The sequence below is a fragment of the Pseudanabaena minima str. Chao 2107 genome (assembly GCF_051131155.1).
GTDB lineage: Bacteria > Cyanobacteriota > Cyanobacteriia > Pseudanabaenales > Pseudanabaenaceae > Pseudanabaena > Pseudanabaena minima.
Genome location: NZ_CP159508.1, coordinates 3,726,066 through 3,747,735, shown reverse-complemented (window position 1 = coordinate 3,747,735; position 21,670 = coordinate 3,726,066). Strand labels below are relative to the sequence as shown.

Annotated in this window: 15 protein-coding genes; 8 read left to right on the top strand and 7 right to left on the bottom strand. The window is 42.7% G+C overall.

Features of this window, described 5'->3' with window-relative positions; genetic code table 11:
* Positions 1-8: 8 nt before the first annotated feature.
* Positions 9-1,265, bottom strand: coding sequence for a response regulator (locus ABM313_RS17130; RefSeq protein WP_434684370.1), 1,257 nt, complete (start codon positions 1,263-1,265; stop codon positions 9-11).
* Positions 1,266-1,968: 703 nt separating this feature from the next.
* On the opposite strand from ABM313_RS17130, the gene ABM313_RS17125 reads away from it, so the two are divergent.
* The 4 genes from ABM313_RS17125 (at position 1,969) to ABM313_RS17110 (ending at position 6,428) form a co-directional block, all read left to right on the top strand.
* Entirely contained in the window at positions 1,969-3,687 is a 1,719-nt protein-coding gene (locus ABM313_RS17125; RefSeq protein WP_434684369.1) for a DUF3352 domain-containing protein, read from the top strand.
* 288 nt (positions 3,688-3,975) lie between these two features.
* Positions 3,976-4,692, top strand: coding sequence for a DUF3386 domain-containing protein (locus tag ABM313_RS17120; protein WP_094530250.1), 717 nt, complete (start codon positions 3,976-3,978; stop codon positions 4,690-4,692).
* 166 nt (positions 4,693-4,858) lie between these two features.
* A complete protein-coding gene (locus tag ABM313_RS17115) occupies positions 4,859-5,719 on the top strand; it encodes an NfeD family protein (RefSeq protein ID WP_434684368.1) in 861 nt (286 codons plus the stop codon).
* 418 nt (positions 5,720-6,137) lie between these two features.
* Positions 6,138-6,428, top strand: coding sequence for a hypothetical protein (locus ABM313_RS17110; protein ID WP_434684367.1), 291 nt, complete (start codon positions 6,138-6,140; stop codon positions 6,426-6,428).
* On the opposite strand, the gene ABM313_RS17105 is transcribed toward ABM313_RS17110, so the two are convergent.
* Both ABM313_RS17105 and ABM313_RS17100 read right to left on the bottom strand, forming a co-directional pair.
* The gene (locus tag ABM313_RS17105; protein ID WP_434684366.1) at positions 6,425-8,314 is read right to left on the bottom strand and encodes an AAA family ATPase; all 1,890 of its coding nucleotides are present in this window, start codon (positions 8,312-8,314) and stop codon (positions 6,425-6,427) included. The genes ABM313_RS17110 and ABM313_RS17105 overlap by 4 nt on opposite strands.
* Before the next feature lie 184 nt (positions 8,315-8,498).
* A complete protein-coding gene (locus ABM313_RS17100) occupies positions 8,499-9,326 on the bottom strand; it encodes a Uma2 family endonuclease (protein WP_434684365.1) in 828 nt (275 codons plus the stop codon).
* A gap of 88 nt (positions 9,327-9,414) precedes the next feature.
* On the opposite strand from ABM313_RS17100, the gene ABM313_RS17095 reads away from it, so the two are divergent.
* Positions 9,415-9,849, top strand: coding sequence for a gamma-glutamylcyclotransferase family protein (locus tag ABM313_RS17095; RefSeq protein ID WP_434684364.1), 435 nt, complete (start codon positions 9,415-9,417; stop codon positions 9,847-9,849).
* Between the two features lie 42 nt (positions 9,850-9,891).
* Here the strand turns inward: ABM313_RS17095 and ABM313_RS17090 are convergent, their stop codons facing one another.
* From ABM313_RS17090 to ABM313_RS17075, 4 genes are all read right to left on the bottom strand, one after another.
* A complete protein-coding gene (locus ABM313_RS17090; protein WP_434684363.1) occupies positions 9,892-10,512 on the bottom strand; it encodes a DUF3226 domain-containing protein in 621 nt (206 codons plus the stop codon).
* 3 nt (positions 10,513-10,515) lie between these two features.
* Positions 10,516-11,631, bottom strand: coding sequence for an AAA family ATPase (locus ABM313_RS17085; protein ID WP_434684362.1), 1,116 nt, complete (start codon positions 11,629-11,631; stop codon positions 10,516-10,518).
* A gap of 17 nt (positions 11,632-11,648) precedes the next feature.
* Positions 11,649-15,212, bottom strand: a complete 3,564-nt coding sequence (gene metH, locus ABM313_RS17080; protein WP_434684361.1) for a methionine synthase — start codon at positions 15,210-15,212, stop codon at positions 11,649-11,651.
* 398 nt (positions 15,213-15,610) lie between these two features.
* A complete protein-coding gene (locus tag ABM313_RS17075) occupies positions 15,611-16,285 on the bottom strand; it encodes a response regulator transcription factor (RefSeq protein ID WP_434684360.1) in 675 nt (224 codons plus the stop codon).
* A 364-nt stretch (positions 16,286-16,649) separates the two neighbouring features.
* On the opposite strand from ABM313_RS17075, the gene ABM313_RS17070 reads away from it, so the two are divergent.
* From ABM313_RS17070 to ABM313_RS17060, 3 genes are all read left to right on the top strand, one after another.
* Complete coding sequence (locus ABM313_RS17070; RefSeq protein ID WP_434684359.1) at positions 16,650-17,405, top strand: phycobilisome rod-core linker polypeptide; 756 nt, start codon at positions 16,650-16,652, stop codon at positions 17,403-17,405.
* A gap of 271 nt (positions 17,406-17,676) precedes the next feature.
* On the top strand, positions 17,677-18,414 hold the full coding sequence (locus ABM313_RS17065) for a phycobilisome rod-core linker polypeptide (RefSeq protein WP_434684358.1): 738 nt from the start codon (positions 17,677-17,679) through the stop codon (positions 18,412-18,414).
* 195 nt (positions 18,415-18,609) lie between these two features.
* On the top strand, positions 18,610-21,258 hold the full coding sequence (locus ABM313_RS17060; RefSeq protein ID WP_434684357.1) for a PAS domain S-box protein: 2,649 nt from the start codon (positions 18,610-18,612) through the stop codon (positions 21,256-21,258).
* Positions 21,259-21,670: the final 412 nt, after the last annotated feature.

Here is a 21,670-nt window from a genome sequence, read left to right as displayed (position 1 = left end):
TTTCTACCTTAACTAGAAGTTTCTGACGAATTAAAATTAATGGGTGAAGGTTCTTTGTTCTCATTGTTAGAAGGAATTAGATATCTCTGGATCTGTTCGCCGATCTTTTCATTACCCGCAGTTTTGGAGATAAAAGCTGTAGCACCAACAAATTTTGATCTCAGGCGATCAAACAACGTATCATTGCTAGTCAAAATCAGAATAGGTGTATCTTTAAACTCTGGTATGCGGCGAATTTGTGTACAGAGTTCATAACCACCGATGATCGGCATTACTAAATCTAAAATTACCATCTCTGGTTTATTTTCAACTAGCAAAGGCAAGACATTAATAGAATCTCGAATTCCTAAAAAACCAAATCCGAAACCTGTAACTATCTGTTCGATAGTTGCACATACCTGATTACTATCATCTACACAGGCAATGAGTGGTCTTGAGAGAATAGGGATATTTTTCTGAGTTTTCCTTTTTTCTGTTAAGCGAGAGGAGTCATCTTTTGAGGACTCACTTTCATTTAGTGATAGAGCAGAGATAGGAGATTGAATGTCCGCAACCTCTACAAGTCCAATCATCCCACGATGATAATAAGCCATCAATGACTGTACAAGATTAAGTAGATCTTTCTTCATCCATGCTGCTAATTCCCGCAGCGATCGCCTTCCATCAAGGATCGTAATCAAAGTTTTATAAGTGAGTTCTGACGCTTCTTCCTTAAGTTGTGATGGGCGCTTAATCCAAGGTGCAAGATTTGGCGAAAAATCTGCGATTCCAGCTTTGCGCCATGTTAACCATTCTTGGTGAGCTTGATCAATTGCATGTTCCGCATGGATCAAGGAAATCACTGGTGTAATCTCATCTTCAAAATCACAGTAATAGGTGATCTTTTCATTAGCAGCACATTGGATAATGTCAAACAGTACTTCCTGAACAAAACCCTCAATAATCGGTGTAATTTGTTCACGGGTTAAGACCATGCGTTTCATCAGGATTACCAGCACTTGATAGTCCCAAAGCCGAATCTCATCGATAGTGCGGAAAGAAATTTTGTTGAAGTCTATCTGTAGTTTGTACTGTCCCATTAGTCTTCGCCAACGGCGATAATTATGCGCTCCCCCCGAAGCCCATACCAATCTCCCATGACAGTAATAAACACTCCATTTGTAATCTTTGACACTATGAAGTTCCAGCTTGCCAGTAAACTGCTTGCGACCATAGCCACGTAACTGTTCAATAAGGCTATAAACGGCTAGATTATCTGTATCCATGTGTCATCTATACGTCCTATGAAATTGAGCTATCTAGTTTCAAGGATAGAAAAAAAGCAGCTTTTCAAAAACAAGATGAGCTTGCTATTAAAAGCTTTTTTTTCGATAAAACTATATTCAAAAGAATACAGTAATTCTCATTATCAAGTCGATTTTTGAGGTTTCATTTGGCAATTCTCATTATCAAATCGCTTAGCATTACAAGAATTGAAAAAACAAAGCAATTTTGATAAAAATATACCAAAGACAGATTTTTATCAGAAATTGTTTTTATAGCTATCGCCACCTGTATCAGGATAAATCAAAACCGAAATAGTGTGAGGCGGCGCTTCGCGCCGCCTCACACTATTTCGGTTTTAAGTCCTAACAAGAATGGCGACAGCTATATATAGCAAAGCAAGTTTTGCTTAGGACATAAAACCCAAGAATCGAGTGGCGGTGCTTCTCGCCGCCACTCGATTCTTGGGTTTTGGGTTGTACTAGCTAACTCTTTTTTTGCTATAGGTAGGTAGGCGATGAATAGAAAACTCTAAAACCTATGACGCACGCACAGACTGCATCATAGGTTTTAGCACTGGGTTTCAATTATGCCCCCATATATTATGTAGCGATTAGTACTCTGACGATTTGTGTCCGATTCTGTAGTATCTTGATTGAGACTTGGAGCTTAACATCTTGCAACTTTTAGGTTTATTCCATACCCATGTCGAAGTCATCTAGAACCAACAAATCTGCTAAACAAAAGCAATCAGCAATGCTGATGTATATCGGTATTGGGGCAGCCGTGATCGCCGCAGGCGCAGGGGGTGCGTATTTCTATTTTACGCAAAAAGCGCAGGCGATTAAAGGGATTTTAGGCGCGGCGGCGGCAATCCCTCAAGAAGCACAAGTGGTGATGGCTTTTAATACCAAAGTTGAGCCTTGGAATAAACTGGCGCAATTTGGCACACCCGCCTCGCAAAAGCTGATCAGTGAAAGTATTACCAAGTCACCGTTAAATTCTTTGCTAGTCCAGAGCAAAACTGAATATAGTCGCGATGTGCAGCCTTGGTTAGAGGGTTATATCATTACGGCGCTTGTCCCAAATGCGGCGCAGCCACAAGCACCTGCGGCAACCTTAGTCATTGCCCCAACCCGCGATCGCAGCAAGTCTGATGCTTTTTTGTCAAAATATCGTGGGGCATTGGCACAACAAGGGGCAAAATTTACTGCTAAGCAGTATAAGGATGTCACCTATTACGAGTCTCCTACTCGCGACCCAAACAACAGTGTGGTGACGGCAGACATTGGTGGACAATATGTGGCGATCGCCACTAGCCCCACAGTGATCCAACAGGCGATCGATACCTATAAGGGTAGTAATCCATCTCTTGCCAAGAAACCAATCTTTGCCAAGATTTATGGTGCGACTAATCAAACGAAACTAGTTGAACCATTGTTACAGGTTTATTTAGATGGGGAAGTTGCCCTTGAGTTTATTGGCTCACAAGCTAATCTCAATCTCAACGAAGCGGCGATCGCGCAGTCCAAGCGAGAGCTAGATGCGATGACTTTGACGGGTGGTACGCAGAAAGAAGGTTTGCGGTTTGAGATTAATACTTATCTCAAAAATGATAATTCTAATCCCCTTGCCAATAATGAAGCCAAGGTTCTCAATCTCTTACCACAGGAAACCTTTTTATTAGTTTCGGGAGTAAATCTCTATCAGTCATGGCAATCGCTAGTTGCCCAAGCCAAGGGAAATTCCAGTTCCGCACAACTGATCGATCAGATTCGCAAAGCTGTAAAGGATAGTACTAAACTCGATCTCGATCAGGACATTCTCAAATGGATGAATGGTGAGTTTGCGATCGCCGCTATTCCTAATAATCAAGGTATCTTAGCGAATCCAGGGTTTGGATTTGTAGCGCTCGCTCAAGCCAGTGATCAGAATGCAGCCAAAACAGCCCTTGATAAAATCGATAAGGTTGCCCAAACGAATTCTGGCGGACTACTGCCTAAAGGAGTTGATCTTAAACCCAAGCAAATTGGTGATAAATCGGTGATTACTTGGGCGATCGGTAATACCAATGTGGCAACACGCGGCACGTTAGATAATAACTTTGTGTTCTGGTCTATGGGCGATCTTGCCAATACCTTTGTGCCGACTCCTGCCAACAATTTACCTCAAAGTAGTTCTTTCAAAATTCTCACTACCGACATTCCTAAATCCAATGGCGGCTACTTCTATCTAAATATGACTACGGCACTTTCCCTTGCCGATCGCCTCTTGCCGCCTGAAGTCAAGTCTAATCCCAGTTTTACTGAAATTCGGTCTGTACTTGATGCCATTAACGGCATTGCCGTAACTTCCACCAATGTCGATGCCAAAACTACCCGCCTAGATTTCCTATTTACGCTGAAGCCCACCCCTGGCAATTAGATATAGATCTGAATGTTACGCGGAATGAAGATTGCCCTCACCCCCCAGCCCCCTCTCCCAAAGAGGAGAGGGGGAGAAGAATCCAGAAAATTCTTGTTCCCCTCGCCCTTTGGGAGAGGGGCTAGGGGTGAGGGTCTTAGAAACTTCCACGTAACATCAGATAGATCTCAAAAAACTGTAGTGGCAATTCATGAATTGCCACTACAGTTTTTTGATGATTGTATAGCTGAGATTGCTATATTAGCTATGCAATCAAAATATAAAAATCCTTAATACCTTTAACAAAAAATGGTTACAGCAGCACCTAATACTCAATCTGATACTAGCGCCCGTGACCTGTTTCAGGCTGCTTACGAAAATCGCTATACATGGGATCATAATTTTCCAGGCTTAACTGCCAATGTATCCGTAGCGATCGATGGCGTAGCCCGTACTGGCAAGGCAAAAATTGCGCCAGACTTGACCGTTGAAGTAAGTATGGACGAACCACAACTGATTGAGCGCACCACCCGCACCCCTAGCGGCGAAGAAAAGACAGTTTCTGTGGATGAAGGTCAAGAATGGCTATACAACCAACTACGAGATGTAGTGACCCATCGCAAGCGTAAAACCTTTGACGAAGCCCATGGCAAATCATCCTTTAATCTTGGCGCAACCGATGAGTCGGGAGCCGTAGAAATCTTGGTTACTGGTGACTCAATGGGATCAAACTACAAAGTCCGTGGCAAAGAGATCTCAATGGTCAGCCGCGTGATGGGACGGATTGGATTTGTGATTAATCACCTTGGTCACTTGGATACTGGCGAAGGTTATATCTCATCTCTTTATACTGCGGTGTTTCGTAATCCAATGAATGATGAAATCGTGCGTCAAGCTCGTTTTGAGGATATCTACGAAAAGCTCGGTAATTACTATGTGATGACCAAACAAATTGTGCAATCTAACGAGCAAGGTCAAACTAAAAACTACGAAATTATCTTCAGTGATATCCAGCTACTCGGCTAGAGTGTGTTCGGGTTGAAGCGCAAAGCGCTGTAACCCGAACCAAGAGATGTTTTGAAAGTGTTGCGAAGCAACACTTTCAAAACATCTCTTGGTTCGCTTGATCGAAAATTGGTGTAATAGCTTTTTTACAAAGTTATTAACAGCCAAGACAAGTGGCTTAAGCCCCTTGTCAGTCCTCACAAAAATGATGGTGGCGACAATTATGAGAACCGATCTAGAAAGATTATTAATTTCGGAAGCAGAGCTATTGGAATTGACAGGTTTTGATCGCCAACAGATTTTGCCATCACTAAAGTTGACTTCACGACAGATCAAGATCCAACGTGCGATCGCCTTAGGGGTTACCGCGATTAACTTTATCTCATTTGCTAGCATCTTTTTGCCGCCACTACGGATTGCAGGGGTGATCTTTTTGATTAGTTTGATATTGGGGGCGTTGAGCTTAGCGATCGAATTCGTGGAAGTAACTGTACTTTTCTTTTGTGTGGCTTTAGGTGCAGCTATTTATTCGCTTTATGTTTTGACAGGAGCGCCCTTAGGGATGATTTTACTATGCCTTGGATTGGCGATCGCTAGCGGAATTATTGCTTTATTGCTCACAAGATTAATTATGCAGCAATGGCGAATGTCAAAAAATTTACATCGCCAAAAAGGTATTCCCAAAGTTATTTTGCGTCTATTTACGGAAGTTGACAAATGCAATAAGACGATCCGTGATATTGATGTATTCGATCAGTTACAAGATGCAGGCAATCCAATTAAATTAGAGTCTAGGGAATCAGCGATCTCGGCTTTAAGAATGACTCGCAATGACATTGTTCGCGCCCTCAAAACTGAACGGATTTTACGGGAGCATCCTGACTTTCATCCCGATCGCTTTGATATTGATTTAAATGCTTTTGAAGCGATCCAGATCAATAATCGAGCCAAGGAGTATGGACGCATTTTTGATACGACTTTACAAATTGCGATCGATGTCCAGAAAGTGATGACAGAATTACAAGAATTCTCTTCCGATTTTCCGTAAAACCCAAAAAGTATGAGGCAGCACAGATCACCACCTCATGCTTTTGGGTTAATACTGATATTATGTAGAAGTAATGCCTGCGATCATAGAAATCAAGGGCTGGCACGGGGTCACAGCCTGTACAAAATCTAAATTATTGGGGTAGGGGCAAGTCCCCCTTGGTTGCCCTGCTTTTCTAGCAGCAAGAGATTCATCATCTGAGTTCTATGTACAGCTATCGCCAAATGTATGAGGACATAAAACCCAAGAAGAGAATGGCGGCGCGAAGCGCCGCCATTCTCTTCTTGGGTTTTGATTTTGTACTAGCACAATCGACGGTAGCTATAACATGAGTTAATACTGGTGGTGACAGCTATATCTCAGTTCAAAGTGCAGTAAGTTAAAGTAAGAGAATACTTTTAAGCCGCTAGATGCTTTTATGAACGATCACAAAAATGAAAACGCCTATTTAGATGAAGATGAGCTATTTCGGTTGGGAGGGAAAACAACTAACTTTGTAATTACGCCTGCGGAAATTCGCTATCACCATATTAAAGTTGAAGATTTGGATAAACCCGTAGCGGCGATCGCATACAACGGCTTTACCTATAGTCTATTTCGCACTAGTTTTGACTGGGCTGAAGTCCAAAAAATTACTAGCCGACTTTCCTCAGCTTATGTCATTACAGTTATTTCCAAAGGGTGGGCGATTTGGACTTTTGAATATTAGTTTCGTTGTTCGAGAAGTTCGGCAAAAGCTTGCTCAAAATCTTCATTGGTAATCTTGAGATTTTCAAGCAGATTAGAAGCATCACGCTGATGACGACGGATCGCAAAAATAGCAGCCCGATTACTTAAAAAAGCGAGATCGGCTCCATTCCAATTTTCGGTACGGTCAGCCCAAACATCTAAATTGATATGATCGCCAAGGGGGCGATCGCGATTATGTACTTCTAAAATCGAACTGCGGCTGTCGCGATCAGGTAAATCGACCATCATGTGCAATTCGATGCGCCCTGATCGCAATAGTGCAGGATCGATAAAATCACGGCGATTGGTTGCGCCAATTACCAATAGTCCTTCAGCCGATTGCAAGCCATCAAGTTCAGTTAGTAACTGACCAATCACGCGATCGCTTACTCCACTGTCGCCTTGATAGCTACCCCTTGCGGGTGCAAGCGTATCGATCTCATCAATAAATATGACGCAGGGAGATGCCTGACGTGCTTGAGCAAATAACTGTCTAATCGATTGTTCAGAAGCTCCAACCCATTTAGTTAGTAGTTCCGAACCCGCAACGGCAATAAAATTTGCTTGGGCTTGAGTGGCGATCGCTTTAGCCAGTAAAGTCTTGCCTGTCCCTGGTGGTCCATAGAGGAGGACTCCACGGGTTGCCTTAGCACGGGTATGGGCATAGAGCGCAGGATCAACTAATGCGCCTGCTACCGCTTCCTGAAGAGTTTGCTTAACTTTCGCCAGTCCACCGATTTCAGACCATTGCACAGTAGGAACTTGAATTTGCAGCGATCGCAATACGGCGGGGTGAACCTGCTTTAACGCAAATTCAAAGTCTGCACGATTCACATCAAGGTTTTCAGGAATATCCGCCACGCTGGTTACTTGTCGCCGCAAAGCATTAGTCGCTGCAACTTGGCAAAGCCCCTTAATATCGGCTCCCACATAACCATAGGCGCGATCGGCTATCTCATCTAAATCCACATCACCAGTCAAAGGCATTGAGCGCGTATGGATTTCTAGAATTTCACGACGCGCATGGCGATCGGGTATGGGGAAAATAATCTCGCGATCGAATCGTCCAGGACGACGGAGGGCAGGATCGATCGCATCGGGGCGATTGGTCGCTGCTAACACGATTACTCCCTTAGTCTCGGCAAATCCATCCATTAAGCCGAGCAACTGCGCCACTAGACGCTTTTCCACTTCTCCTTCTACATTTGCCCTATTAGGAACGAGAGCATCTATTTCATCGATAAAAATCAAACAGGGTGAAGATTTGGCAGCTTTCTCAAATACCTGACGTAACCGAGTTTCGGCTTCACCGTAGTATTTACTAATAATTTCTGGTCCCACGATCGCAATGTAATTTACGCCCAACAGAGTTGCAAGCGATCGCGCTGTTAGAGTTTTGCCAGTGCCGGGAGGCCCAACGAGGAGAATGCCTTTAGGTGGTTCTAGTCCTAACTTAGCTAAAATATCAGGACGCTTTAGGGGAATTTCAACTAAATCACGCAACTGCGCTAGGGTGTCACCTAATCCGCCTACTAGTTCCGCGATCGCCTGTGGTTTTTCGGTTGGAGAATTATCTTTTTCAGGTTTGACCACATCAGGGGAAGTGACTTCACTGCTTCCACCTGTTGCTGTAGCAGCACGAGGCGATCGGGGAATATTACCGCGTCGGGGAATGCTGGATAATGGACGGGAAGTAACATTTACCTCAGTATGAATTTCGCCAGATTTCTGCTTCTCATCCAGTTTTTGAGCAAGATCGATGAGTTGATCAAGATTTAGTAATTGCTTAACATCATCCACTAGAGATTCAAAGCCTTCCACTTTGAAAGCAAATTTGTCTTTAAAACTATCTTTGTCATTACTCATTAACAGTATTTCCTATGTGTAGCATTTTCAGCGTTTTGTACTCAACCCCGAACTAAGAAGTTTTTCGATAGTGATCTAATGATTTGTGAGTAGGGGCAGCGCTTCGCGCCGCTCTTGCATCTAGATAATGCTAGCTATTATGAAAGGGAGATCGCATCAGCATAAAGTCAAGATTTATATGGCATCAGGATATGGCATCAGGATCGATACCGATTGACCTTAAATAAGCTGCTAACTTTTGCTTTTGTTGGCGTTCCTGCTCTGCGATCGCTTCAGCCTGTTGTTTGCCCAAACGTTCCTGCTCTGCGATCGCTTCATAGTGCGCTGCCCGCTCGTCACCCGTCTGTAATAAGTTCCCAGACTGATCCCACCAACGCAGCCAAAGAGTCTCACCTTCATTTTTAAGCCCCAGTTCCACACCCATTGGCGCGATCAGATAATGCCCACGTTGATTAGGTACGGATTTCTCATAGCGACCATCAACTAAATGATAACAGTCCAGCAAGGCTCTCCTTGCGTCAAAAATGACATAGTAAGGTATCCGAATTGCTTGTTCGTAAACCCAAAATTTACCTGCTTTTTGGTTGTCATTGGGGGGTGTCGCATCTCTTTCTTCTGCACCATTGCCGGAGACGAATTCAATTGCAATTAATGGAGCGATAAACTCTTTCCACAGTACATAGGAACGACGATATTCGCCGTCAATTAATGGCGGTACATTTCCAACATAAAACCAGTCAGGAGCTTCTGCCCCTTTTTCCGCAGGTTCAGTTAGCCGCCAATAGATGCCACTATCTTGCCCAATACAATAGTTTCCATCAGGATGTAGTTTTTGTAAAATTGGTTCAATAGAACTAGTTAAAACTATACTTTGTGGATGCTCTTGAAAATTTTTCACAAAGGTTCCATCAGATTCTGGCAGTTGGGTATGATCGGGTAGACTAAGTGGAATTGATTGAACGAGTTGAGATGTGGTAGCATCAGGCTTAACCATTACTTGAGTGCTTTCCATAGTAACTCCACGAGATTACATTGAAGTAATCCTAGCACATCACCAAAAGCTTTCAGGGATTTTCAATCATTTCAAAAATGGATCAAAGATGGATCAAGATTCTTCACATACTGCACTATGTTACGTATTTGTCTATGGGACTCTCAAACCAAATGAAGCTAATTTTGAAACATATTGCGCTGGCAAATTCCATTCTCAGCAACAGGCGATCGCCTATGGCGATTTATTTGTGTTGCCGATGGGCTATCCTGCGATGACTGTCGGTAATGCTCAAGTGCATGGATATCTGCTCTCATTTCCTGATGCAAGTATTTTAGAATCATTGGATGAGCTAGAGGATTATCAAAGTGATCGGGCTTCTCATGAGAATTTATATGATCGGCGACTAATAGAGGTTTTTGATTTACAAGGAGAGTCTCTGGGGATGGCATGGGCGTATTTTATGGAATTAGCACAAGTCACTAAATTTGCAGGTATTGCTCAACCTGATGGCTTATGGACTCATAACCACGAAATGTTTTAAAAGCGTTGCTTTGCAAAGCTTTTAAAACATTTCAGCGATCGCTTACAACCCATACAAATCCTTAAACCATTTCACAAATTTCTGAGCATTAGGATGCGTGGGAGCAAAACTTGTCCACATTGTTAAATGCAATGCTTTATCTGGTGGATCTTGCCACGCTAGCCAAGTATAGATATTGGCTTTGTCAATTTGTTTAGGCGTATATTTGGCTCCTCTATTTTTTGCTTCCCTTACAGACTCTTTTGCAAATTCCCATGTTATCTCATTACCTTCAGGGATAATGTCAGCCAGAAAAGTCTCTAACATACCGCGCATTTTATTGTTGGGCATAATCCAAACCCCAAATCGGACTCCGTTAGCAATTTCATGAATTAATCCATCTTCTGGCAATTTTTTAGGTAAATCAGGAATAATCTTTCTAGCAGCGTGCTTGATGCTATCCCAACACCCGACAGGATTATCATCTGCATCCACTATTACTCCAAGTACAGAAAGAGAAGATTCTTTCAATCGGACAGGAATCTCTTTTAATAAATTTGAAGCACCGTTACATGGAATAATTTCAGGGATATCATCTCTCATGCTCACATCATTTCTTCTCATTAATTCAGGGATGACAAGATATTCTTGTTTCCCTTCTACAAGCAATAAGATTTTACTCATGATTTAGCGCACCTCTATTCTGGAACGAGATGCAATCACGATTTCATCTTCAGTAAATACAATACTGTGTGGTTTTCCTTTCTCAATTCGATGAATTGTAATTCCATCTTCACTTGGATGGTCTTCATTAGCAATATCCGCTAAACTCCTCCAGCAGTCATTACTATGAGTAGTTGCAAAAATCTGGACGTTAAGGCGTTTTGCGGTTTCCCAGAGCATTTTCCACATATCAGACATTACTGTAAAGTGTAGCCCTGTATCAATTTCATCAACTAACAAAACGCCATCTTTCGCATTTACAATCGCTAAAGCTAGACCTAATATTCTCCACACACCATCGCCCATGCTGCCAATTGGTATGCGATCCTTATTTGAAAGCTTAGCCATAAAGCTGCGATGTGAAATATTCTGTTTTGTATGCTCAAAACCTGTAACAGCAATCCTTTTAATGTTTGGTTCTAATAATTGAATAGTCTCTGTAACATAATCTTCTTCTGGGGTAAGAACAATCTTATCGAAAAGTTCAATAGTTTGTTCCATCGTTAGAGAACCTAGTCCAATGACTTGAGTTCTTGTCGGCATATTTCTGAGGTCTTTGCGAAACCCACTTATGCTATTAAAGGAAAGTCCATCATTGGGTGATAGCGGTAATTTGAGATTGACACTCAGCTTCTCAATATTTATCTCAAATCCTCTTAGATCAGGTAAGTGCGATTCCATACCGCCAGTGAGCATAGGATTGTTTTTTAAACTCCGCACTGAAACCAAATGATTCTCGCCTATGTAGGACAAAGAAACAGCAATCTTCTCTAAATCATTATGAATCTCTCCTATTGAAAATTTACTTCCTGCATGAATTGTGCGATCACTAAAAAGATGGCGAATATCTAATTCATTCTCACCATTTTCATTATTGATACATTCATCACGTCTAGTCATAACACTTTTTAATATTTCTAATATTTCAAAGTGAGATTGAGAAGTAAGTAATTGGACTGCTTCTAAAATAGAAGTTTTGCCACTGTTGTTTGTGCCAACAATGAGATTCAACCTTCCTAGTTGTCCCATCTCGAAATATGGAAAGCAACGAAAATTTTCGATTTTGAGGGATTTCAGCATAATTGAATACCAATTTTTTAAGCACTGAAGTACTTAGCTACGGGATGATGCACAATCAACGCAGTTGTTGACTGTTCAGGATAGAGTTGTTCGCTCTCATCCATTTCTAACCCAACACGCTTTGCATCGAGCAAATCGAGCAGCTTGTACTGATCCTGCATATTTGGACAGGCGGGATAGCCAAAACTATAGCGAGAGCCATGATAGCGCTGGGCGAGAATATCGCGGATATTGTCGGGATCTTCACTACCAAATCCAAGTTCATGGCGAATGCGTGTATGTGTCCACTCTGCCACTGCTTCCGCCATCTGTACGGCTAAGCCGTGAAAATAGAGATAATCGGTATATTGATTCGCCTTGAATAGTCCTTGAGCAAACTCAGTGGCAATATGTCCAACGGTGACCGCTTGCAAGGGCAAAACATCAACGATTCCCGAATCCTTGGGCGAGAAGAAATCGGCAATACAGAGACGACGTTGAGACTTTTGGCGAGGGAACACAAAGGAATTAATTGGCTCAGCGTTCTTGATGTTGTCGATATCTTGAGGATTGTAAACATAGACCGTATTTCCTTCTGCAAGCACAGGGAAATAGCCATAGACTGAGGTTGGCGCTAGTAACTTCTCATTGATAATCCGCTCTTTCCATGTATGTAGAATTGGATAAACGGTTTCTTGCAGGAATAGATCGTACTCCTCACGGGACTGACCTTGAGGCTTGCGGAACTGCCATTGACCAGCAAAGAGTGCTTGCAAATCCAGATTCCAAAATAGTTCCTCAATGGGAATATCTGCACCTTGGAGAATCTTGGTTCCCCAGTAGGGAGGATTGGGACGGGGGATATTGGTATCGATCGCCTCCGATCGCACAATATCCAAGTACCGTTCTGCCAAAGCCGCCTCTTTTTTCGCCTTATCCTCAGCCGCAGTTGTCGAACTTTCAGTAGTCTCCGATACTTCATCAAGGGCAAGATTTTCATCTAAGAAGCCTTTACCATCTTCCCATTTACCCTCAGCCTTGGCAGGCATATATTTATCCATAAAGTTCAGGTCAGAGAAGGCATCTTTCCCATAGATCACCTTGCCGTTATAGACATTCTGACAATCATTATAGACAAATTTGGGTGTGAGTGCTGCGCCGCCGAGAATGACGGGGACAGTAATGCCGCGATTATTAAATTCCTGTAGATTATCCTTCATGAATGCTGTGGACTTAACCAACAAGCCACTCATAGCAATGCAATCTGCCTTGCATTCTTCGTAGGCTTGAATGATATTCTCTACCGATTGCTTGATGCCGATATTGACAACTTTGTAGCCATTGTTGGAGAGAATGATATCGACAAGATTCTTACCAATATCATGGACATCACCTTTGACAGTGGCAATCAGGAATACGCCTTTATTGGAACCTTCGGCTTTTTCCATGAATTTCTCTAAAAAGGCAACAGCAGATTTCATGGTTTCGGCGGATTGCAGTACAAAGGGAAGTTGCATCTGACCTGACCCAAAGAGTTCGCCCACTACTTTCATGCCATCAAGAAGAAATTGATTGATGATTGTCAATGGTTCGTAGGTTTTGAGTGCTTCGGTGAGTGCGTCATCTAAACCAATGCGATCGCCATCAATAATATGATTTTTGAGTTTCTCCTCAATCGTGAGATTATCATCGACTACTTTAATCCGCTTTGCCGAAACCCCTTCAAAAAGCTTTGTAAATTCGCCAAGGGGATCGTAGGTGCAGATATCGCCATCAAATTGACGCTGATCAAAGATGAGTTGACGCGCTACTTCTAATTCTCTTTCAGGAATGCGATTAAGCGGCACGATCTTACTAGCATGGACAATCGACGAATCCATGCCTACTTTCATTGCTTCATGCAAGAATACGGAATTGAGGACTATCCGTGAAGCAGGATTTAAACCAAAGGAAACATTGGAAACCCCAAGCAAAATATGGGTTTCGGGCATCGCTTCCTTAATGCGTCGAATGGACTCAATGGTAGCTGCTGCATTTTGGCGATCTTCTTCGATACCTGTGGAAATCGGCAAGGCGAGGGTATCAAAGAAAATTTCGCTAGGGGGCATTCCTAATTCTTCCGTTGCTTGTTTGTAAGCACGGGAAGCAATTTGGAACTTTTTGTCCGCAGTTCTTGCCATGCCCTCTTCATCAATTGTACCGATGACGATCCCTGCGCCGTATTGCTTGGCAAGACTTACGACCTTACAGAAGCGTTCTTCACCATCCTCGTAGTTAGTGGAATTAAGAATACATTTACCACCCGCCACTTTTAGCCCTGCTTCCATCTTTTCCCATTCGGTGGAGTCGAGCATCAGAGGCAAAGTAACGTTAGTGACGAGGCGAGAGACAAGTTCATGCATATCCCGCACGCCATCGCGTCCCACATAGTCCACGTTCACATCGAGAACATGTGCGCCTTCCTTGACTTGTGACCTAGCGATCGCCACCAGTCCATCCCAATCCTCAGCATTGAGCAAATCGCGAGTTTTCTTAGAACCGCTAGCATTCAATCTTTCACCGACAATGAGGAAAGAATTATCTTGAATATAGGGTTGAGAGCTATAAATGGAAGCCGCCGAAGGAGTGACTAGAGGTTCGCGTTTTTTCGGTTTGAGAGTCTTCGCAGCATCGGCTAGAGCCTTGATGTGGGCGGGTCTTGTGCCGCAACAACCACCAATAATCTGCACGCCTAAATCTTCAACAAAGTGGGCTAGATGTCCTTTGAGATCATCGGGAGTGAGGCGATAAAAAGCTTGTCCACCCACATTTTCAGGTAAGCCAGCATTCGGGACGCAGGAAACCACAAAAGGCGAATGGGCGCTCAAATACTGCATATGCTCTTTCATCAGGTCGGGACCTGTGGCGCAGTTCAACCCTAAGATGTCGATGGGATAGGGTTCGAGAATGGTCACAACTGCGGAAATATCGGAACCGACAAGCATTGTGCCAGTAGTTTCCATCGTGACCGAAACCATCACAGGAATGCGGGGCTTGCCTTCGGCAGTTTTCTTGTCAAAAAATTCGGCGATCGCATTGAGTGCGACCTTAATTTGCAGGACATCCTGACAAGTCTCGACAATTAATAGATCCGCGCCACCATCGTACAGACCTCCGATCTGCTCGATAAAGGACTCCTTCATCGTATCGAAATCAATATGGAGCAGAGTCGGTAACTTGGTGGTTGGACCGATCGATCCCGCCACAAAGCGGGGTTTCTCAGGCGTAGAAAATTCAGCAGCGACAGACTTGGCTAATTCTGTTGCCTTTTTGCTAAGTTCATAGGCGAGATGCCCCAAATTATATTCATTCAAAACGATCGACGTACCGCCAAAGGTATCCGTCTCGATTACATCAGCCCCCGCCTCCAAAAAGTCGCGATGCACTTTGGCGACTGCTTCAGGTTTCGTCATCACTAAATACTCGTTGCAACCCTCATACTCTGAGCCACCAAAGTCTTCGGCGGTCAGGTTTTGGACTTGCAAGTTTGTACCCATTGCACCATCAAAGACAATGACAGGGCGATCGCTGCTGTGAAGACGTTCCAGAAACAGACTGGTCATTTAATCTATACCCTAAGCTAACAAAGTGACTCTAGGTATTAATCTTAGCAATATCTCTATGATTTTTACCTTTTTACACCTTTGCCGAACTTAGGTTGATATCAAATTACAGCAATTGCTGATCAAACAAACCAGAAGCAATTTTTTGAAAGGCTTGCTTCGCAAGCCTTTCAAAAAATTGCTCGGTTTGGGTTTGAGCGCAAAGCACTGTAGGCGATGGTATAGCCATTTCTTAATTTAAAAATGCTTACTGGGTCTAGGCTTCAATTCACGACAGTATGATCCCACTCTCATGAATTGATATTAATTGGTAGTGCTAAATAGGTAAGGATAGGCGGCGCGAAGCGTCGCCTATCCTTACCACCATAAATCCTTTCCTTTTTAGGACTACCTATTAATTAGATCCGATTGAGACGATAGCCCATACTGTGAACGGTCTCAATCAAGTCTTCATTAGCCCCTGCGGCTTTTAACTTTTGGCGGAGACTGCGAATATGTACTTTTACGGTATGTTCTTCAGGAGGAGATTCTAAAGACCATACATGTTCAATCATCACACTGCGGCTCAAGACGCGCCGACCGTTGCGTAGCAGTAATTCTAAAAGAGAATATTCCTTTGGGGTTAGATGGATCGGATTTTCGCCATAGCCCACTTCACAAGTACTGGGATTGAGATGTAGTTGCCCCCACTCCAAAACTGGTGAGGCACTTAAGCTAGTTCGACGCAACGAAGCACGAATTCGCGCAAATAGTTTTTGCAAGTCTACTGGTTTAACAATGTAGTCATCGGCTCCTACATCAAGCCCGTTAATTTCATCGTTGATCGTATCGCAGGCTGTGAGCATAAGGATAGGCAAGTTGAACCCATGCGATCGCAACTGATGGCAAAGACTTATGCCATCTAATTCTGGTAGCATCAGATCTAAGATCATTAAATCGTAATCTAGGGAATGAGCTTGATGCCATCCAGATTTGCCATCAGCAGCAATATCCACAACGTAGCGCTCGTCAGTTAACGCTTCTGCCAAGGTTTCGGCAAGGCGAATATCATCTTCAACTAGAAGAATCCTCATAGAATGGATTTTTTGCGAGACGCGATCAAACTTTTCTGATTCTACAAAAATTTGCTACCAAAATACGATTCCATTCAGATTAAGCGAATCGACATATCACATATTGAAGCTAGTTAATTCAAATAAATGTAACGGAACATCAAGATTTATTGCCTAGGGTCAATCTTTCCGTTTTCTTTACACTTTCCTAACTAGTTTCCTTACTTTGGGTATGGGACTATCAAATTTCATTGTGAAAAAGGCTTGATTGTCAACAGCACTTTGATTTAAATAAATGCAATTTTTAATTCTAGGAAATAGAACATGAGTACTAAAAGCTCGTAGATTCTAATGTTAGCAAATACTTTAAACTTGGAGGATTTCAATGGGTAGTATCGTCATCAATGCTAGTCCTGTGGAACTATGTTCCACTGATGATATTCAGAATGTGATTCGTGCTGTTTACAGACAAGTATTGGGTAATCCTCACATAATGGAAAGTGAGCGCTTTGTTAAAGCTGAGTCGCAGTTAACTGATCGCAGTATATCGGTAAGAGAATTTGTGCGGGCGATTGGTAAATCTGAATTTTATCGCGATCGCTACTTCACCTCATGCGCTCCTTACCGCTTTGTGGAATTGAATTTTATGCATTTTCTCGGTCGCCCTCCCCAGTCTCAAGCAGAGATTTCCGAGCATATTATACGATGTGTGACCGAGGGCTACGATGCTGAAATTGATTCCTATATTGATAGTGACGAATATCAAACTGCTTTTGGTGAGAATGTGGTTCCTTTTAATCGTAGCAACACTGAAGCAGGGCAAAGCCAAGTGACGTTTAACCGTATGTATGCGCTTAATCGTGGTGATTCCCAAATTAGCAGTGCGGTTAAGTCTTCACAGTTAGTTTTTGAGGTCGCTACCAACAGCAGCAACAAAATTTCACCAGCCAGTGCCAATCTCGGCGGTTCGGGTGAAGCCAATAAGAAAAAATTCAAAATTGTGGTTCAGGGTTCTAAATTTGATACCCGCCGTCGTGTCAGCACTAGTACCTACTTGGTTGCGGGCGACAATATGACTGCTCAAATTCAAAGGATTAACCGTACCTCTGGCAAAATTGTCAGCATTACTGAGGTAGTTTAACACCCCATTTTTTCTCCAATCCTCCTGCCTTACCTATAGTCCATGATCTGTTCATAGAGGTAGGGGTGTGTAAGGCAGGTTCTTTAGCTTTAGATGTGATCGCAAGGTTTGAGTTGGAGAACGTTGCCAAGTTGTTCGATATCAGGCAAAGGCAAGTTTACATATTTCTCATCACAATTTAAAGCATTACTGGGTTAAATACAGTAATTTCAAAACCAGATTTCAACTGGCTGACTAATTCAATACTAGGTAATTTTTTAGGAAACCATTCATGTCAATTCCATTGTTAGAGTACAAACCTTTATCTCAAAATCATCGTGTAGATAGCTTTGAAATTGCTGGAGATGAACAACCTCGGCTTTTCACCACTGACAATTTATTGTCTAGTACTGAGTTGGATTTTTTAATTAGTGCGGCCTATCGGCAAGTTTATAACGAACAGCAGATGCTAGACAAACACCGCCAAGTAATTCTAGAGTCTCAATTGCGATCGCGTCAAATTACGGTGAGAGGATTTATTCGCGGCTTAGTATTGTCTGATTCCTTCAGACGGTTGACCTTCGATTGCAATAATAACTATCGCTTTGCGGAGATTTGCATTCAGCGAATTCTTGGGCGTAATGTCTATAGCGATCGCGAAAAGATTGCTTGGTCGATTGTGATTGCCACCAAAGGTATTGAAGCTTTTGTAGATGAATTACTGAATAGTGAAGAATATCTCAATAACTTTGGTGATAGCATCGTTCCCTATCAACGTCGGCGGATCTTGCCTCAGCGCACTAAGGGCGATGTTACCTTTGCTCACATGACAAGGTATGGTGCGGACTATCGTGATCGCCTGCCAAAACAAGTCTATAAAGGCAATAGAGGTGCGGCAAGATTGGATTATCTGCGTTGGGAATGGCAAAAGAATCCACCCGCAATTATTGGTCAAATCGGCGCAGGGATTACCTATGCTGGCGCTGGTTTTATTGGCTTATTGTTATTGGCAGTTTTACTTGGGTGGTAGACCTTATAATCTTCAATATTCTTAAAAGAGTCTTGCATGGCAAGACTCTTTTAACGAACCACAAGAGATTTTTTGAAAGGCTTGCTTGGCAAGCCTTTCAAAAAATCTCTTGGTTTGGGTTTGAACGCAAAGTAGTGTATTAGCCTGCAAGATTTGTGCGGTTGTATTACATCCTCAATTGAGATAGTTGAAAGTATGACCAGTTTGTATGTGATTGGGGTTTGCCTTAATTTTCTGGTTGTGTTGATCGGTTATTTCTTCTGGAGCAAAGAGGGAATTCGCCGTCGTCTTACTGAGAAATTATTACGCAAGCAAAGCGATCGCGAAAGACTAGTTACGCAGATCGCCCATCAAATTCGCCAATCCCTCAATCTTGATCAAGTTCTCGCCACGACGGTTAAAGAAGTTCAACTATTTCTGCAAGCCGATCGCGTCTTAATCTATCGCCTCTGGGATGATGGCACTGGCAGCGCCATTCATGAAACTGTTTTACCGCCATATCCCAGCATTTTAGGGCAAGTGTTTCCCGACGAAGTTTTTCCTAAGCAATATCATCAGGCTTACTCATTGGGCAAGGCTCGCTCTATTGCTAATATCGAGCAGGCAAATATCGAATCCTGTCTGGCAAATTTTGTAAAGCAATTTGGGGTTCAAGCTAAGTTAGTAGTACCAATCATTCAGGAAAATCGTCAAAATGATCATCAAAATGATCATTCACAAAACTCACAGCCCTACCTTTGGGGACTATTGATTGCCCATCAATGCGATCGCCCTCGCCAATGGGAAAACTGGGAAGTGGAACTAATGACGCAACTCGCTACCCAAGTAGCGATCGCTATTCAACAATCAGAGCTGTATCGGCAATTGCAACATCTCAATACGCAACTAGAGGAGCGTGTCCAGCAACGCACCACTGAACTTGCAACGGTTAATTTGTCCCTAAGAGCAGAAATTGCTGAACGACAGCGTACTGAAATTGCTCTGCGCCACACTAATGAAACATTACAAGCCCTTGTTAATGCTTCGCCGAGGGCAATTTTCATGCTTGATTTAGAGGGGAAAGTTAAGATTTGGAATCCCGCAGCAGAACAAATGTTTGGTTGGACAGAAACGGAGGTGATCGATCATCCTTGCCCAATTTTATTAGACGATCAATTAGAAGATTTGACAACTCTACAAAGTAGTTTGCTGCAAGGCAAAACCTATACGAGAGTGGAAATGACTCGCCAGAGAAAAGATGGTTCAGCGATCGATATCGTCTTTTCGGCAGCGCCACTGCCCGACAATAATGGACAAATTAATGGCATCGTTGCGGTGATTGCCGATATCACAGAACAAAAGCGGCAAGCGGCACAAGTGCGTTTATTACAATCGGTTGTAGTCAATACCAATGATGCGATCATTGTTACTGAAGCGGAACCAACTGAGGGACTAGGACATCGGATTATCTATGTAAATGAGGCTTTTACAAGCATTACTGGCTATCATCCCCACGAAGTATTAGGACAAACGCCAAAGATTTTACAAGGTGTCAAGACTGATCGCGCAGAACTTCAGAAAGTTCGTCAGGCTCTATCTGTTTGGGAATCTATCACCGTTGAGGTGATCAATTATCGTAAAGATGGTTCAGAATTTTGGAACGAGTTTAGTTTAGTACCAGTCGCCGATGCTAAAGGTTGGTATACACATTGGATTGCAGTGCAACGTGATACAACCGAGCGCAAAAAAGTTGAGCAAGCGCTACGCCAAAGTGAAGAACGCTTCCGATCGCTAATCGAAAACGCCTTAGATATCATCATGATTCTGGATATCAATGGCACAATTAGCTATGTTAGTCCTTCGGTAAGCAAGGTCTTAGGTTATGACGTTACCGATCTCGTGGGCGCAAATATACAGGAATTTATTCATGCCGATGATTGGGCAATCTCGATTGATCGCTTGACTGATACCACATCACAGGAATCGCGACTTACCATTGAATTTCGCCATCGCCATCAAGATGGAACTTGGCGAATTCTGGAAGCAATTAGTCAGCCCTTTGTCGATAGTACCGATGTAATGCAAATGATGGTGAATGCTCGCGATATTACCGAACGGAAACGTCTAGATGAAATCCACCTTGCCTTAGAACGCGAAAAAGAACTAAGCGCTTTAAAAACAAGATTTTTCTCAATGGCTTCCCATGAGTTTCGCACACCTCTGAGTACGGCTCTAGCAGCAGCGCAAGTTCTCGAAAATTCTCAACAGGAGTGGGACAATACAGAAAAGCGATTACGCAATTTACATCGCATTCAAGATGCTGTGCGGAATATGGTGCAATTGCTAGATGATATTTTGACAATCAATCGGGCGGAAACGGGTAAACTTGCCTTTAATCCCAAAAACATCGCACTGGAGGCTTATTGCCGACATTTTATTGAAGAAATGAAACTCAATGCTGGCAATCAACATCAACTTACGTTTAGTTGCCATGGTAAATCGCAGCACGTTTGTCTGGACGAAAAATTATTGCGATCGATGCTCTCTAACTTACTTTCTAATGCGATTAAGTATTCGCCACAGGGTGGAGATATCTCTCTTTCTCTGGAGTTTCAATTAGATAATTTCATCATCAAAGTTCAAGATCAAGGGATTGGGATTTTACTTGAAGATCAAAAGCAACTGTTTGAACCGTTCCATCGCGGAAAAAATGTCAAAACTATTTCTGGCACTGGATTAGGTTTAGTTGTTGTTAAAAAATGTGTGGATTTACATCAAGGTAATATTGTGATCAATAGCGAAGTTGAACGAGGAACAACCTGTATAATTACTATTCCCTTGAGATATGACGAACTCGCTAAGTAAATCACCATAATTACAGCTAAGTAAAAGAGCATATTAAAACCTAAAACCAGAGATTGTTCCGCCCGCGTAGCGGGCGGAACAATCTTTTCAGTTTTTAGTTTATTTATGCCTAGCTACTTATTTACTTGAAACCCAAAACTAATCAAGATTGAGGAAGCATTGCAAAGCAACGCTTCCTCAATCTTGATTGATTCTCTTTTGATTGGTAATTTTATAGCTGTCGCCATTCTTGTTAGGACTTAAACCCAAATAGTGTGAGGCGGCGCTTCGCGCCGCCTCACACTATTTGGGTTTTGATTTGTCCTGATACAGGTGGCTATAGCTATATGTACCAAAATCTCGATCTGCAAACGCCAAACCATCGCTTGCTGTTATCAAATTTGTAACCAAATCTCTTTTTGTCTTGACTACA

What these genes read in the sequence shown, in the direction of transcription:
- ABM313_RS17125 (WP_434684369.1), top strand. Translation starts at nt 1,969, where the DNA reads ATGTCGAAGTCATCTAGAACCAACAAATCTGCTAAACAAAAGCAATCA.
- ABM313_RS17105 (WP_434684366.1), bottom strand. Translation starts at nt 8,314, where the DNA reads ATGAGTAATGACAAAGATAGTTTTAAAGACAAATTTGCTTTCAAAGTG.
- ABM313_RS17120 (WP_094530250.1), top strand. Translation starts at nt 3,976, where the DNA reads ATGGTTACAGCAGCACCTAATACTCAATCTGATACTAGCGCCCGTGAC.
- ABM313_RS17130 (WP_434684370.1), bottom strand. Translation starts at nt 1,265, where the DNA reads ATGGATACAGATAATCTAGCCGTTTATAGCCTTATTGAACAGTTACGT.
- metH (WP_434684361.1), bottom strand. Translation starts at nt 15,212, where the DNA reads ATGACCAGTCTGTTTCTGGAACGTCTTCACAGCAGCGATCGCCCTGTC.
- ABM313_RS17060 (WP_434684357.1), top strand. Translation starts at nt 18,610, where the DNA reads ATGACCAGTTTGTATGTGATTGGGGTTTGCCTTAATTTTCTGGTTGTG.
- ABM313_RS17085 (WP_434684362.1), bottom strand. Translation starts at nt 11,631, where the DNA reads ATGCTGAAATCCCTCAAAATCGAAAATTTTCGTTGCTTTCCATATTTC.
- ABM313_RS17075 (WP_434684360.1), bottom strand. Translation starts at nt 16,285, where the DNA reads ATGAGGATTCTTCTAGTTGAAGATGATATTCGCCTTGCCGAAACCTTG.
- ABM313_RS17065 (WP_434684358.1), top strand. Translation starts at nt 17,677, where the DNA reads ATGTCAATTCCATTGTTAGAGTACAAACCTTTATCTCAAAATCATCGT.
- ABM313_RS17090 (WP_434684363.1), bottom strand. Translation starts at nt 10,512, where the DNA reads ATGAGTAAAATCTTATTGCTTGTAGAAGGGAAACAAGAATATCTTGTC.
- ABM313_RS17070 (WP_434684359.1), top strand. Translation starts at nt 16,650, where the DNA reads ATGGGTAGTATCGTCATCAATGCTAGTCCTGTGGAACTATGTTCCACT.
- ABM313_RS17095 (WP_434684364.1), top strand. Translation starts at nt 9,415, where the DNA reads ATGGATCAAGATTCTTCACATACTGCACTATGTTACGTATTTGTCTAT.
- ABM313_RS17110 (WP_434684367.1), top strand. Translation starts at nt 6,138, where the DNA reads ATGAACGATCACAAAAATGAAAACGCCTATTTAGATGAAGATGAGCTA.
- ABM313_RS17100 (WP_434684365.1), bottom strand. Translation starts at nt 9,326, where the DNA reads ATGGAAAGCACTCAAGTAATGGTTAAGCCTGATGCTACCACATCTCAA.